This window comes from Thioalbus denitrificans (assembly GCF_003337735.1).
GTDB classification, from domain to species: Bacteria; Pseudomonadota; Gammaproteobacteria; order DSM-26407; family DSM-26407; genus Thioalbus; species Thioalbus denitrificans.
Window position 1 is genome coordinate 692,006 of record NZ_QPJY01000001.1, and the last position, 13,099, is coordinate 705,104.

Below are 13,099 nucleotides of genomic sequence, written 5' to 3' on the forward strand. Positions count from 1 at the left end.
GCGTAACCCCGTTATCCCCCGGTGAGGCGGCGGTCGAGCCAGTTGCGGGCGAGGCGGTTCTCCAGGCTCCAGGGGGAGACGGATGCCAGGGAGTAGGGGCGGCCGAGGGCGATGGCGTCGGCGGCCAGCAGGCCGCTGCGCACGGCGGGGCCGATGCCCTCGCACAGATCCCGGGTGGCCAGCCCGGCGGCGTCGCCGGCCAGGAAGGCGTTGTCCAGGCGCAGGGTCTCCACGCCGTGGCGCAGGTAGTAGCTGTAGCCGGCCGGGTCGTAGTCCTCCCGCTCCACCAGCCCGCCCCGGGCCAGTTGGCCGGTGAAGTTGTTCCAGTGGTCATGGATGGACTCGCCGCGCCGCTTGAGCCGGGCGGCCATGGCGCCCACGCCCAGGTTGAGGTGGCCACCGGCCTTGGGCACGTACCAGCTGTAGCCCGGCAGCCGCTTGTGGAAGAACCACAGGTGGCAGTCGGCGTCGGACCACTCGTAGGGCAGCTCCTGCTCCAGGGCCAGGGCCTGGAGCTCCCTGGCGCGGGGGTTGGCCTCACGGAACAGGTTGCGGTGGACCGGGCAACGGGTGCCGCCGGCGCCCACGACGTAGTCGCAGCTGAAGCGATCGTCGATGACATAGCCCCCGCCCTCGGCACGGATGCTCTTCACCTGGTGCTGCACCACCGGGGCCCCGGAGCGTTCCAGCAGCCAGGCGTCGAACTCCACCCGGCGGATGGAATGCTGGGTCGCCGCCATGGCGAAGCCGAGCGGCCCCAGGTGGACGCGGATGCGCTCGAAGGTGAGAAAGCTGTGGGGATAGCTCTCCGGGTCCAGTTCCAGGTCCCGCAGGCACTCGGGGGTGATCCAGCCGGCGCACAGTTTTTCCCGGGGGAAGACGGCCTGGTCCAGGACCAGGCACTCCACGCCGTGGCGGCGCAGCCGCCAGGCGCAGCTGGAGCCCGCCGGCCCGCCGCCGACGATGATGGCGCGGCAGTGTTCCGTGCCGCTCATTCGTAGAGGTGGCTGCGGGTCCAGGGGATGGCGTTGCCTCCGGTCCGGGCGAAGGTGACCTGGAACAGCTGCAGGTTGCCCGCGTTGAAGGCCGCCATGGAGCCGGCCAGGTAGAGCCGCCAGGCGCGCACGAAGTTGGCGTCGAAGCGCTTCTCGACCTGGTCGGCCACCTGCTCGAACCGCTCCAGCCAGTGCTTCAGGGTGAGGGCGTAGTGCAGGCGCAGGTTCTCCACGTCGAGCACCGAGAGGCCCCACGGCTCGAACAGGTCCAGCATCTCCTTCAGGCTCGGTGGGTGGGCGCCGGGAAAGATGCGCCGCTCGATCCAGCCGTTCATCAGGCCCGGCCGGTCGCGGCCGATGGTGTGGATGAGGCCGCGCCCCTCGGCGGTCAGGATGCGGTCTATCACCCGCCCGAACTCGGCGTAGTTCTCCGTCCCAACGTGTTCCAGCATGCCCACGGAGACGAAGGCGTCGCACTCGCCGCCGATGTTGCGGTAGTCGTCCTCGATGAATTCGACCCGGTCGGCGAGGCCCTCGGCCCGGGCCCGTTCACGGGCATGGGCCAGCTGCTCGGTGGAGATGTTGAAGGCGCGGACCCGGGCGCCGTAGTGGCGCGCCATGTGCAGGGCCAGCGCACCCCAGCCGCAGCCCGCCTCCACCACCCGGTCGCCTGGCTGCAGGCGCAGCTTGCGGCAGACGTGATCGAGCTTCGCCACCTGGGCCTGCTCCAGTCCCATCTCCCGGGTGGGGAAGTAGGCGCAGGTATAGATCATCTGCTCGTCCAGCCACAGCCGGTAGAAGTCATTGCCGAGGTCGTAGTGGTGATGGATGTTGTGGCGGGAGCGGGCCAGGGTGTTGCGCGGCGGGTGATTCGGGCGGTACAGGCGGCGCAGCAGTCGGTCAGCCGCGCTTTCGGCGGGGCGGTACCAGGTGCGGTAGACACACTCCAGGAAGGCCGGCAGATCGCCTTCCACCACGATGGTCCCACGGCTGTAGGCCTCACCGAACTCGACTTCCGGGTTGCGCAGCAGCCCCCACAGGGCGGTACGGTCCAGCACCCGGATCCGTCCCCGGGGTGTTCCACCGCCTCTGTTGACCTCGTGACCATCCCACAGCGCCAGGGTGATGGCGGGATCGCCCATGGCGGCCAGCATGTGTCCTGCCAGCCAGCGCTCAAGGGCGGAGGAGGGACCGCTGACGGTCCGGCTGGCTGTGGTCGGGGCGGAGGCCACCCCGGTGCGGGTATGGGCCGGTTCGGCGTGTTCCACTCGTTCCATCATCGCAGCTCCGGTCGGTTGTCCAACAGGCCGTTGTTGTTTCCAAGTCAGGATGTTGAGATTGAAACCATGGCGCTCTCCCACCCGGCCGCCGGGAGGGCACAAAGCAGCGCATGCTCTCCTGATTGCTCAGCGATTCCCTAAGTTAAGGAAAAAACGCCTCGATAATCCACCCGGCCGGGTCACCTGGCGGCGTGATCCGGTAGCCATTTCCGGGGACTGAAGCAATTTTTTTCAGTGGGGAAACGAAGCGGCGTGGTCATATGCCTGCCCTGCGGTCATCGCCCGGCAGTGCCCGTGGCGATGGGCGACGCCCCCCGGCCGACGGCCCGGGACCGGAGGCTTCCCGGGCGGGGGTGTGTGCGAGGGATGTGCCGCCGGCGCGAGGCCGGCGGCACCTAGTGTACTGCGCCACTCCTGGTGGTGCTTCCAGAGCCCTCCGGGGACGTCAGGACAAGGCGCAGGCGACGACCCCTGGGGGGCATGCGTACCGTGCCTCCAGTGGGGAGGCAGGAGACGAATCCGCCCTCTGCCCCGTCTGCGCCGTCACGGGTGCAAGCTGCAGAGCTCAGTAGGGGACGCCCCAGTAGGGGTAGCCGCCCCAGTACGGATAGCCGCCGTAGGGATAGCCGTAGTAGGGGTAGCCGTACCACGGGGCGCCGTAGCCATCTCCCCAGCCACCGGCACCCATGTGGAAGCTGAAGTCACCCCAGCCATCACCCCAGCCGTCCCAGGGGCCCCAGCCGCCCCAGGGCCCCCACCAGGCATTAGCGGACTGCATCGGGAGGGCGAGCGCAACACAGACGGCAGCCGCAGCCAGAACATTCTTCACGCTCTTCATGGCATGTACCTCCATTCCAGCTTGAACGAAGAAACCGGAAGAGGGGCCCGCCATGGGAGGCGGAATCTTCCCCGCTTCCTGCAAGATAAGTAATAGCTAATATTCTTGCGGAGTCAAGTGGAATAGATCACCGCCAAGGACGCGAAGGGGAATGAATGCAGGGCATGGGGGGACAGGGTGATGTGCCGGTTGCCAGCAGCCGGTTCAATCCCGTGGGCGGGCGGTGACGATGGCCAGCACCACGGCGCCGACGATGAGGGCCAGGATCAGCAACTCCGCGAACACGAGCATGGGATCAGTGCAGGAAAATGCGGAAAACGAGTTCGATGAACAGGCCGAGGATGAACAGGCCGCCCACGAAGGCCAGGAGATCCTCGGCGCTGGAGAGGGCCACCTTGATGAACACCGCCAGCCAGAGCAGGGCGGCGGCCATGCCCGGGATCAGGGCGGCGTTCTGCCAGGGGGCCCCTGCGGCGGCAACGTAGACAAGGGCGGTGAGCAGGCTTGCGAGGATGGCCCAGAGCAGGGCGCTGGCCAGCAGCGGGCCAGTGCCGGCCGCGGCCCGCAGGCTGTGCATCCAGGCCTGGAATGCGTGTCGCATGGCGGTGTCCGGGATGCGCCGGTTGCCTGTTGCTCAGGCGTCCGGGGCATAGTCCTTGGGGGGTTCGGGCTCGCCGGGGCGGGTGGTCGCCTGTTTCCCGGCCGGCTCCTCCTTGTCCCGGATGCCCGGTGCGTAGCCATGGGGCGGCGGCTCCGGGGGAGGCTCGGTCGCTTCCGGCTTGGGTTGCGGCGGGTGCGGCTGGTGGGTCGGATGCGGCGCGGGCCGCGGCGGCGGGCCCTCCGCGGTGCTCTGCTCGCCGATCAGCCGGGGTTCGGCGAACTGCAGGGCCGGGTTGACGGCCTCGTCACCGCAGAGACTCTCGGCGCCCTGGGCCAGGTGCTGGTAGACCGCCTTGTAGCTCTGGGTCATGGCGTTGACCAGATCGGCGGTGCGGCTGAAGTGGTCGGTGACCTCCTCGCGGTAGTGCTTGTGCTTTTCCTGCAGTTCCGCGATTTGGGCCAGCAGTTGCTGCTGGCGCCTGCGTCCGGGGATGAACAGGTAAGTCAGGGCGCCGCCCACGGCCAGGCCGATGACGAAAATCAAGATGCCTGGCAGCCAGGCGATGCTCTGTCCTTCCACCCCGTCTCTCCAGTCCTTCCCAATGGGTTCTAGTGGCGTTGTCGCGCTCCAGGGGCAAGTATACCGGCTTTGACGCCCGAATCGGCAATCGCCGCTTCAGCGCCAGCCGGTCTTGGTGGGTGGGATGACCGCGTTGCGCGCACCCGAGAGGTGGGCGTAGTCGAGCGTGACCAGGAACAGTTCCACGCCGCTCAGATCGGCGCCGGTCAGGTTGGCGTTGCGCAGGATCGAGCCGGTCAGGCTGGCGTGGCTCAGGTCGGAATCGGTGAGGTCGGCGTCGCGCAGGTTGGCCTCCTGGATGACGGTGTGATCGAGCCGGGCCCCGTGCAGTATCGCTCCGCGCAGGTTGGCCAGGTTGAGCACCGCCGCCTTGCTTCCCGTGGTGGCGCCGAGATGGGCGCGGCTGAGATCGGCATGGATCAGGTTGGCGCTGTTCAGGTGCGCCCCGGAGAGCATGGCGTCGCACAACTCGGCCTCGCGCAAATCGGCGTCGATCAGGAGGCTCCCGGTGAGATCGGTGAACCGCATGTTGGTCATGCACAGCGTGGCACCGCGCAGGTCCGCCTCGTTCAGCCGTGCGTGTTCCAGGTTGGCCTGGTGCAGATCCGCCAGGCGCAGATCGACGCGCCGCAGATCCGCCCCGGAGAAGTTGCACTCCACCAGGACCGCCGCGCCGCCATGGGTCCCGTCGCCGAATTTCGCGCCGGTGAGATCGGCGCCGCTCAGGTTGGCGCGATTGAGGTGGGCGCCGCGCAGGTCGGCATTGATCAGGCGGGCGCCGACGAGGTTGGCGTCGCGGAGGTTGGCATAGACCAGGTGGGCGCCCTCCAGGTTCGCCTCGTGCAGGTCGGCATGCTCGAGGTTCATGTCCGTGAGGTCGGCGCCCGCGAGGCTGTCGCCCGCGAAGGTGGCGATGATCGATCCGGTGATGCGGTTCCTGATCTCCATGGAGGCTCCCCCTGCGACACGCCGGTGTTGCCCGGCTCGTGTTTTATAGGTTGCTTATATGTCCCGCTGTTATGAATTGTAGTGTAGTGCGTCACTCTTGGAGGCGCATTCAGCGAGTCGCCGGCCGGTCAGATGCAAGGCGCGCTTGCGCAGGAATGGCAGGCCCCCTTTCAAGCAAGCGCAACGCCGCAGATGGCCGGCCGGCGGCTCGCCCGGAGGGAGCCCCCCGAAAGCGCCATGACGGCGTTGCAGCGCTTGACAAGGGAACAACCATTGCCTGCGCACTGCGCCTTGTCCTGGCACTTTCGGGGGGCTCTGAAAGTGCCTCCAAGAGTGACGCACTACACTAGCACATGTGCCCGTCGCCAGTGGTCCGGGACCAGGCCGTTGATGATGGAACGGATCACTGGTATGGATGGGCTAGATTCCGCCAATGAGTCGCCGGTCATGGGTGCGCTGCTGCTCCTTCTTCTGCTCTGTCTGTCGCCGCCGGTTTCCGCGCCGCTGCTGGCCGCGCCGGAGGAGTCGCTCGATCCGCTCGATTTCGACGACCGCCCCCTGTCCCAGGAGGTCCGGCACCCGGCCTGGTTCAAGCTGAGCTTCCTGGACCTGCGCGAGGATCTGCGCGAGAGCGTGCAGGCGGGCAAGCGGGGGCTCATCGTCTATTTCGGCCAGAAGTTCTGTCCCTACTGCCGCAACCTGATGGAAATCAACTTCCGCCAGGAGGATATCGTGGCCTACACCCGTGCCCATTTCGACGTGGTTGCCATCGATATCCACGGCTCGGGCACGGTGACCGACCTCGCCGGGCGGGAGTGGGACGAAGGGGCGTTCGCGGAGGCGCAGAAGGCCAATTTCACGCCCACCCTGGTGTGGTACGACAGCAGCGGCGGCGAGGCGCTGCGGCTGCGCGGCTACTACCCTCCCTACCAGTTCCGCGCCGCCCTGGAGTACGTGGCCGACGGCCACTACCTGGTGGAGAGCTTCGCCGACTACCTGGAACGGGGCGCGGGCGTGTTCAGCTCCGATCCGGACCTGCTCACCGAAGAGCCCTTCTTCTCGTCCGGGCCCTACATGCTCGACCGCTCCCGGAGACCCGCGCAGACGCCGCTGGTGGTGTTCTTCGAGCAGCCCCGCTGCCACCCCTGCGACGTCCTCCATGCCGGACCCCTGCAGGACCCGGCGATCACCGCCAGGCTGCGGGAGCTGGAGGCGGTGCAGCTCGACCGGTCGGCCGAAACGCCGGTCATCACCCCCGCGGGTGAGCGCCTGACCGCCCGCGAGTGGTCGCGGCGGCTCGGCCTGTTCTACACCCCCACGCTGCTGTTCTTCGATGAGCAGGGCGCCGAGATTCTGCGCGTCGACTCGGTGGTGCAGTTCTACCGCCTCGGCAACGTGCTCGAGTACATCACCAGCGGCGCCTACCGCGACTTTCCCGACTACCGCCGCTGGCGCGACAGTGGCGGCGACCGTCCCGGCGGCTGATGCGGCTGTGGATTGCTGCCACGGAGGACGCCGGGCGCACAGGGCCTTGTGAACGACGTAAACGATGTTGCGGCCTGTCGTCTTCTCGGCGAGCCCTGTGATCTCTGTGGCCGTGCCTTGATTCATTGCGAGGTGATGAATGGTGGAACCATCCGACTTTCCCTGCGGCAAGACCCCGGTCATGATTCCGGGTCCGGCCGGTGAGCTGGAGGCGCTGTGCGGCTGCCCGCGGGAGCCGGCCGGCGCCACCGCGGTGATCTGCCATCCGCACCCGCTCCACGGCGGCACCATGCACAACAAGGTGGTCTACACCGTGGCGCGGGCCCTGGAGGATCTGGGCCTGTATACGGTGCGGTTCAACTTCCGCGGGGTGGGCGCCAGCACCGGGGTCTTCGACGCCGGCCGGGGGGAGACCGAGGACCTGCTGGCGGTCCTGCGCTGGGCGGCCGGGCGGCGCCCGGGCGACCGTTTCTGGCTGGCCGGCTTCTCCTTCGGCTCCTATGTCGCGGCCCGGGCCGTATCGCGGTGGGCCACCGAACGGCTCATCAGCATCGCCCCGCCCGTGGCGCGTTTCGATTTCAGCGAGTTTCCCCGCCCCGACTGCCCGTGGCTGGTGGTGCAGGGGGACGCCGACGAGGTGGTGGACCCCGGCGCGGTGTTCGGCTGGCTGGAGGGGCTCCAGCCCGCGCCCGAGGTGATCCGCATGGAAGGCGCCGGCCATTTCTTCCATGGCCGTCTCATCGAGTTGCGCGAGCAGCTCAAGTCCGCCCTGGGAGCCTGAGGGCGGTCGCCTCATTCAGCCGCTCTATCCTTACGAATAATCCGTTTATTTCCACCCGCTCTCCGGTTGTGCTACCTATTGGACCCACGCGCACCTGCAGGCGCAATCCATAAGCGGTACATAACGATATAGAGATGGAGGGTTGTACGATGGTGGAGTTCTACAAGCGGCTCGTGTCGAAGCCCCTGCCGGCGGGTACGCCGGTCTACCGCGCCGATCGGGTGCTGTCCGGGACGGTGACCCTGGAGAGTCCGGCGCTGGACGTGATGACCGACCTGAAGCGGGTCAAGGTGGTGACCATCACCGCCGACGCCAACCTGGACGATGCCATCAACCGCATGGTCTGTGCCGGCGTGCGCATGCTGCTGGTGGTGGACCGCGACGACGCGGTGATGGGGGTGCTGACCTCCCGTGACCTCAGCGGCGAGCGCCCGGTGGAGTATGCGTCCCGTGAGCGCGTGGCCCGGGAATCGATCCGGGTGGGCGACATCATGACCCCCCGCGAGCAGATGGAAGTGCTGTGCATGGATGATGTGGAGCGCAGCCGGGTGGGCGACCTGGTGGAGACGCTCCGTCTCGCCGGCCGCCAGCACGCGGTGGTGGTGGAAAAGGCCGGGATCGCCGGCCAGATGGCCATTCGGGGGATCTTCTCCGTCACCCGCATCGGCCGCCAGCTCGGGGTGGAGATCCAGCCCACGGGCCTGGTGCAGAGCTTCGCCGAGCTGGAGATGGTGATGAACGCCTCCACGCTGCGCGCCGCGGCGGTCTGATCCGGGTCTTCACCGTTCGTTCTTCACCACGAAGGCACGAAGGACACGAAGAGAACGAGGACGAAAAGATTTGACCGCAGATTTCGCTGATTTACGTTGATTTTTATCGTCCACCACCGGATTGCACGCTGACAACCCTGGTTGCGGTGTTTAAGGTCGAAAGTGCCATCGGCTGGAAACTGGCAGCCGTGGTCATTCGCGCAACCATCATCCGGGCACAAAAAATCTGTGTTAATCAGCGAAATCTGCGGTTAACTGTCTTTTGTTTTTCCTTCGTGCCTTCGTGGTGAAAACAATCAGTCATTCACGCGGCGGGTTGAGGGGCAGGACCACTTCCACCACCTCCTCGGCCTCGTTGTAGCGGGTCCTGAACCCCAGGCGCCGGCTCAGGTTGAGCATGGCGCGGTTCTGGGGCAGCACCTGGGCCATGATTTCGCCCGTGCCCCGCTCCCGGCAGTAGCGCACCATCTTCTCCAGCAGGCTGTGTCCCAGCCCCTCCCCCTTCTGATCCGAACGGACCATGATGCCGAATTCCGCGCTCTGGTTGTCGGGATCGGTGATGGTGCGCACCACGCCCAGGGTTTCCGGTTTGCCGTTCGCGTCGGTTGCGGTGGCGATGAAGGCCATTTCGCGGTCGTAGTCGATCTGGGTCAGGCGCGCCATCTCCGTGTGGGGCAGGCTGCGGATGGAGCGGAAGAAGCGGAAGTAGATGTCCTCGGGGGTGAGCTGGCCGAAGAAGGCGTAGTGGGCCGGCTCGTCCTCCGGACGGATGGGGCGCAGGGTCACCTGGCGCCCGGAGCGCAGGGTGGTGCACTCCTCGAGCTCCTGGGGATAGGGGCGGATGGCGAGCCGGGCCGCGCCGGTGACGGTGGCCGGAGCGATGCGCATGCGCGCATCCAGCGCCAGTACCCCCTGGTGATCGGCGAACAGCGGGTTGATGTCCAGCTCCACCACCTCGGGCAGATCGGTGATGAGCTGGGAGACCTTGATGATGGTCATCTTCACCGCGTCGAGATCCGCGGCCGAGCGCCCGCGGTAGCCCTCCAGCAGCTTGGAGATGCGGGTGCGGGAGATGAGCTCGCCGGCCAGGCCCATGTTCAGGGGGGGCAGCGCAACCGCCCGGTCGCCGATGACCTCCACCGCCACGCCGCCGTGGCCGAACAGGACGACGGGGCCGAAGATGCTGTCGTCGGTGGCGCCGATGATGACCTCGTGCGCCCCGGGACGGCGCGCCATGTTCTGCACCGTGAAGGCGATGGCGAGCTCGGGGTAGAGCTCCCGCACGCGCTTGATCATGCCCTCGGCGGCCTTGCGCACCTCCCCCGGCGTGTCGAGGTCCAGCACCACCCCGCCCACGTCCGACTTGTGGACGATCTCGTGGTTCAGCACCTTCAGCGCCACGGGAAAGCCGATGGCCTCGGCGATGGTGACCGCCTCGTCCACGTTCTTCGCAATGCGGGTGTCGACGATCGGCACGCCGTAGGCGGCCAGGACCTCCTTGGCCTCGGGTTCGGTGAGCACGGTGCGCCCGGCATCCAGGGCATCGCGGATGATGTGCTGCGCGGTCTCGGTGTCGGGGGTGAAACCCTCCGGGATGGAGGGGGGGGTCTCCATCAGCAGTTCCTGGTTGCGCTTGTAGCGCACCATGTGCATGAAGGCCCGCACCGCCATGTCGGGGGTTTCATAGGTGGGTATCCCGGCGCGGGCGAAGAGCCGGCGTGCCTTCTCGGCGGTGTTGTGCCCCAGCCAGCTGGTGAGGACGTTGCGGCGCGAGCCGCGCACCACCTGGGCCACGGCGCGGGCCGACTCCTCGCCGGCCGCCACGGCGGTGGGCACATGCATCACCAGCAGCGCATCCACGTTGGGATCCTGGAGCAGGATGCGGGTGGCCTCGCGGAAACGCTCGGGCGGGGCATCGCCGATGATGTCCACGGGATTGCCGTGGGACCAGGTCTCGGGCAGCAGTTCGTCCAGCGACTGCAGCGTCTCCTGGGACAGCTCGGCCATCCGGCCGCCCATGGTGATGAGGGCGTCGGTGGCCATGACGCCGGGTCCGCCGCCATTGGTGAGGATGGCGAGCCGATCCCCCTTCAGCGGCTGCATCCGGGCCAGGGTCTCCACCGCGTCGAACAACTCCGCCACCGTGTACACCCGCAGCATGCCCGCACGCTGCAGGGCGGCGTCGTAGACGTGATCGGCCCCGGCCAGCGCGCCGGTGTGGGAGGCCGCCGCCCGGGCGCCCTCGGGGACGCGACCGGACTTGATGGCCAACACCGGCTTGTTGCGGGCCGCGGCCCGGGCCGCCGAGATGAACTTGCGCGCGTCGCGGACCGATTCGATGTAGAGCAGGATGGCCCGGGTGCTGGGGTCGCTGGCCAGGTAGTCGAGCACGTCGCCGAAGTCCACGTCCGCCGCGTCGCCCAGGGAGATGAAGTGGGAGAAGCCGATGTTGTGGGCCTGGGACCAGTCCAGGACCGCCGTGCACAGGGCGCCGGACTGGGAGACGAAGGCGACCTTCCCCGGCGGCGGCTGCACGTGCGCGAAGCTGGCGTTCAGTCCCACCCCGGGCACCAGCATGCCCAGGCAGTTGGGCCCGAGAATGCGCAGGCCGTGGGGACGCGCGGCCTCGAGCGCCGCCTGGCTGAGGGTGCGGCCCTGTTCGTCGCGGTGCTGGGCCATGCCGGCGCTGAGGACCACGGCGGCGCGGGTGCCCCGCACGCCCAGCTCGCCGATCAGCGCGGGCACCGTATGGTCCGGGGTGGCGATGATGGCGAGATCGGGGGCCAGCGGCAGGGCGGCCACGTCGGGATAGGCCAGTACGCCGGATACCGCCTCGTACTTGGGATTCACCGGCATCACCGGCCCCTTGAAACCGCCCATGAGCAGGTTCTGCATGACCAGGTTGCCGATGCTGTGCTCCCGGGTGGATGCGCCGATGACAGCGACGGAGCGCGGCTTGAAGAGGGAGTCGAGGTTGCGGACGCTCATGGTGGCAGGGGTCCTGGGAATGTCTGTGCGAACGTGTGGGCAGGTCTGGATTGTGCGCTGCAATAAACGATTATAGCGCCCCTTGCCGCCGGGGACAGTCCGGCTGTCCGTCCGGGAGTGGAAATGCCGGACCTCCGTCGGCGGGGGCGATTGCAGCAAAGTGTAGTTGACTGCGCCGGGCGAGTTCCCGTGCCGCCGTCCGGACGCGCGGACCCACGGTCCGGCAGGGCGGGTTTCCGTGCGGTTGCCCGGGTGTGGGATGATTCCCGCTCCAGGTTCGCGTCCAGGCCTACGATGCCCGATGATTCCCCTCCACGACGACAATCCCACCCGGAGCCGGCCGGTCGTCACGGTCGCGATCATCGTGGCCTGCGCGCTGGCCTTCCTCTGGCAGTGGAGCCATGGACCGGAGGCCCAGCGGGCCATCATCTATGCCTTCGGCGTGATACCGGCGACCCTGTTCGGGGAGCGGCACCTGCCGCCGGAACTGGCCCTCGTTCCCCCGGGCGCCACGGTGTTCACCTCGCTGTTCCTCCACGGCGGCTGGCTTCACCTGCTCGGAAACATGCTCTTCCTCTGGATCTTCGGCAACAACGTGGAGGATGCCATGGGCCACGGGCGCTTCCTCGCCTTCTATCTGATCTGCGGTACCGCGGCGGCCCTGGCCCAGGCCCTGCCCGATACCGGATCGGTGATTCCCATGGTGGGGGCGAGCGGTTCCATCGCCGGTGTCCTCGGGGCCTACCTGCTGCTCTTTCCCCATGCCCGCATCCTGGTGCTGGTGCCCATCGGTTTCATCCTGCAGGTGCTGCGCCTGCCGGCGGTGGTGGTGCTGGGCTTCTGGTTCCTGCTGCAGTTGATCAGCACCCTGACGGCCGAGCCGGGGCAGGGCGGCGTGGCATTCGCGGCCCATGCCGGCGGGTTTCTGACGGGCCTGGCGCTGGTGCCGCTGTTCCGCCGCCGCGGCGTCCCGCTCCTCGCCCCGCCCCGCGATCGGCGGCGCTGAAAGAACTGCTACGAAAAGGATCTCACCACGAAGGCACGAAGGGCACGAAGAAAAGGCGGAATGACAATTGACCGCAGATTTCGCTGATTAACACAGATTTTTTGTGCCCGGATGATGGTTGCGCGAATGACCATGGCAGCCAGTTCCCAGCCGATGGCACTTTCAACCTTAACACCGCAACCAGGGTTGTCAGCGTGCAATCCGGTGGTGGACGATAAAAATCAACGTAAATCAGCGAAATCTGCGGTCAAATCTTTTCGTCCTTGTTCTCTTCGTGTCCATCGTGCCTTCGTGGTGAGATAAAGCTTTTCAACAGGCAGTCGCCGGAGCGGCACCCGGCGGTTATCCTGTGTCTCCCGAAGCGAGAACGAGCGGAGAGGTGGAGATGGCGATGAAACAGTTCGGCGGCACGGGACTGCTGCTGCGTTTCCTGGTGGGCCTGGTGCTGGTGTTCGCCAGCTACAATCCCGAGGCATGGTCCTACTGGCACTGGGCGCTGGCGAACCTGCCCGATTTCAGCGTGCTGAAGGCGTTCGTGGGTGTGGTGCTGCTCATCGGCTGGACCATCTACCTGCGCGCCACGGTACGCTCCCTCGGCCCCTTCGGCCTGATTCTGGCCGTCGCCTTCTTCGGCACGCTCATCTGGCTGCTGGTGGACACGGGGATCCTGCCCGCCGACAGCGTGCGCGCGGTCAGCTACATCGTGCTGGTGATCATCAGCGGCGTGCTTGCGGTGGGCGTCTCCTGGTCCCACGTGCGTCGGCGCATCACCGGCCAGATCGACGTGGACGAGATCGAGGAAGACTGACAACCGTTATCCCGCGCCAG

At 67.3% G+C, this 13,099-nt stretch carries 12 protein-coding genes; 5 read left to right on the forward strand and 7 right to left on the reverse strand.

Going from position 1 to position 13,099, the window contains the following annotated elements; all coding sequences use genetic code 11:
• Positions 1-11 precede the first annotated feature (11 nt).
• The 6 genes from DFQ59_RS03290 to DFQ59_RS03315 form a co-directional block, all read right to left on the reverse strand.
• On the reverse strand, positions 12-995 hold the full coding sequence (locus DFQ59_RS03290) for an NAD(P)/FAD-dependent oxidoreductase (protein ID WP_114278215.1): 984 nt from the start codon (positions 993-995) through the stop codon (positions 12-14).
• Entirely contained in the window at positions 992-2,272 is a 1,281-nt protein-coding gene (locus DFQ59_RS03295) for an SAM-dependent methyltransferase (protein ID WP_114278492.1), read from the reverse strand. The genes DFQ59_RS03290 and DFQ59_RS03295 overlap by 4 nt, the downstream gene beginning before the upstream one ends.
• Before the next feature lie 568 nt (positions 2,273-2,840).
• The gene (locus DFQ59_RS03300; RefSeq protein WP_281268227.1) at positions 2,841-3,113 is read right to left on the reverse strand and encodes a hypothetical protein; all 273 of its coding nucleotides are present in this window, start codon (positions 3,111-3,113) and stop codon (positions 2,841-2,843) included.
• Between the two features lie 295 nt (positions 3,114-3,408).
• Positions 3,409-3,714 (reverse strand): hypothetical protein, encoded by a 306-nt coding sequence (locus DFQ59_RS03305; protein ID WP_114278216.1) that lies wholly within the window; start codon positions 3,712-3,714, stop codon positions 3,409-3,411.
• A gap of 33 nt (positions 3,715-3,747) precedes the next feature.
• Complete coding sequence (locus tag DFQ59_RS03310) at positions 3,748-4,293, reverse strand: Z-ring associated ZapG family protein (protein WP_170142012.1); 546 nt, start codon at positions 4,291-4,293, stop codon at positions 3,748-3,750.
• 96 nt (positions 4,294-4,389) lie between these two features.
• Positions 4,390-5,241 carry a pentapeptide repeat-containing protein gene (locus DFQ59_RS03315; RefSeq protein ID WP_114278218.1) on the reverse strand — a complete coding sequence of 284 codons (852 nt, stop codon included), beginning with the start codon at positions 5,239-5,241 and terminating at the stop codon, positions 4,390-4,392.
• Between the two features lie 411 nt (positions 5,242-5,652).
• Here DFQ59_RS03315 and DFQ59_RS03325 point away from each other — a divergent pair, with 411 nt between their 5' ends.
• From DFQ59_RS03325 to DFQ59_RS03335, 3 genes are all read left to right on the forward strand, one after another.
• Complete coding sequence (locus tag DFQ59_RS03325) at positions 5,653-6,726, forward strand: thioredoxin family protein (protein ID WP_211314764.1); 1,074 nt, start codon at positions 5,653-5,655, stop codon at positions 6,724-6,726.
• A 139-nt stretch (positions 6,727-6,865) separates the two neighbouring features.
• The gene (locus DFQ59_RS03330; protein WP_114278221.1) at positions 6,866-7,507 is read left to right on the forward strand and encodes an alpha/beta hydrolase; all 642 of its coding nucleotides are present in this window, start codon (positions 6,866-6,868) and stop codon (positions 7,505-7,507) included.
• Positions 7,508-7,641: 134 nt separating this feature from the next.
• A complete protein-coding gene (locus tag DFQ59_RS03335; protein WP_245937158.1) occupies positions 7,642-8,277 on the forward strand; it encodes a CBS domain-containing protein in 636 nt (211 codons plus the stop codon).
• Positions 8,278-8,577: 300 nt separating this feature from the next.
• Here DFQ59_RS03335 and DFQ59_RS03340 read toward each other — a convergent pair whose 3' ends face one another.
• Complete coding sequence (locus DFQ59_RS03340) at positions 8,578-11,265, reverse strand: bifunctional acetate--CoA ligase family protein/GNAT family N-acetyltransferase (RefSeq protein WP_114278223.1); 2,688 nt, start codon at positions 11,263-11,265, stop codon at positions 8,578-8,580.
• A 301-nt stretch (positions 11,266-11,566) separates the two neighbouring features.
• On the opposite strand from DFQ59_RS03340, the gene DFQ59_RS03345 reads away from it, so the two are divergent.
• Positions 11,567-12,271: a rhomboid family intramembrane serine protease gene (locus DFQ59_RS03345; protein WP_114278224.1), complete on the forward strand. Its 705-nt coding sequence runs from the start codon at positions 11,567-11,569 to the stop codon at positions 12,269-12,271.
• 385 nt (positions 12,272-12,656) lie between these two features.
• Positions 12,657-13,079 carry a DUF6524 family protein gene (locus tag DFQ59_RS03350; RefSeq protein ID WP_114278225.1) on the forward strand — a complete coding sequence of 141 codons (423 nt, stop codon included), beginning with the start codon at positions 12,657-12,659 and terminating at the stop codon, positions 13,077-13,079.
• Positions 13,080-13,099 lie beyond the last annotated feature (20 nt).

What these genes read in the sequence shown, in the direction of transcription:
- DFQ59_RS03290 (WP_114278215.1), bottom strand. Translation starts at nt 995, where the DNA reads ATGAGCGGCACGGAACACTGCCGCGCCATCATCGTCGGCGGCGGGCCG.
- DFQ59_RS03295 (WP_114278492.1), bottom strand. Translation starts at nt 2,272, where the DNA reads ATGGAACGAGTGGAACACGCCGAACCGGCCCATACCCGCACCGGGGTG.
- DFQ59_RS03300 (WP_281268227.1), bottom strand. Translation starts at nt 3,113, where the DNA reads ATGAAGAGCGTGAAGAATGTTCTGGCTGCGGCTGCCGTCTGTGTTGCG.
- DFQ59_RS03305 (WP_114278216.1), bottom strand. Translation starts at nt 3,714, where the DNA reads ATGCGACACGCATTCCAGGCCTGGATGCACAGCCTGCGGGCCGCGGCC.
- DFQ59_RS03315 (WP_114278218.1), bottom strand. Translation starts at nt 5,241, where the DNA reads ATGGAGATCAGGAACCGCATCACCGGATCGATCATCGCCACCTTCGCG.
- DFQ59_RS03325 (WP_211314764.1), top strand. Translation starts at nt 5,653, where the DNA reads ATGGATGGGCTAGATTCCGCCAATGAGTCGCCGGTCATGGGTGCGCTG.
- DFQ59_RS03330 (WP_114278221.1), top strand. Translation starts at nt 6,866, where the DNA reads ATGGTGGAACCATCCGACTTTCCCTGCGGCAAGACCCCGGTCATGATT.
- DFQ59_RS03335 (WP_245937158.1), top strand. Translation starts at nt 7,642, where the DNA reads ATGGAGGGTTGTACGATGGTGGAGTTCTACAAGCGGCTCGTGTCGAAG.
- DFQ59_RS03340 (WP_114278223.1), bottom strand. Translation starts at nt 11,265, where the DNA reads ATGAGCGTCCGCAACCTCGACTCCCTCTTCAAGCCGCGCTCCGTCGCT.
- DFQ59_RS03345 (WP_114278224.1), top strand. Translation starts at nt 11,567, where the DNA reads ATGATTCCCCTCCACGACGACAATCCCACCCGGAGCCGGCCGGTCGTC.
- DFQ59_RS03350 (WP_114278225.1), top strand. Translation starts at nt 12,657, where the DNA reads ATGGCGATGAAACAGTTCGGCGGCACGGGACTGCTGCTGCGTTTCCTG.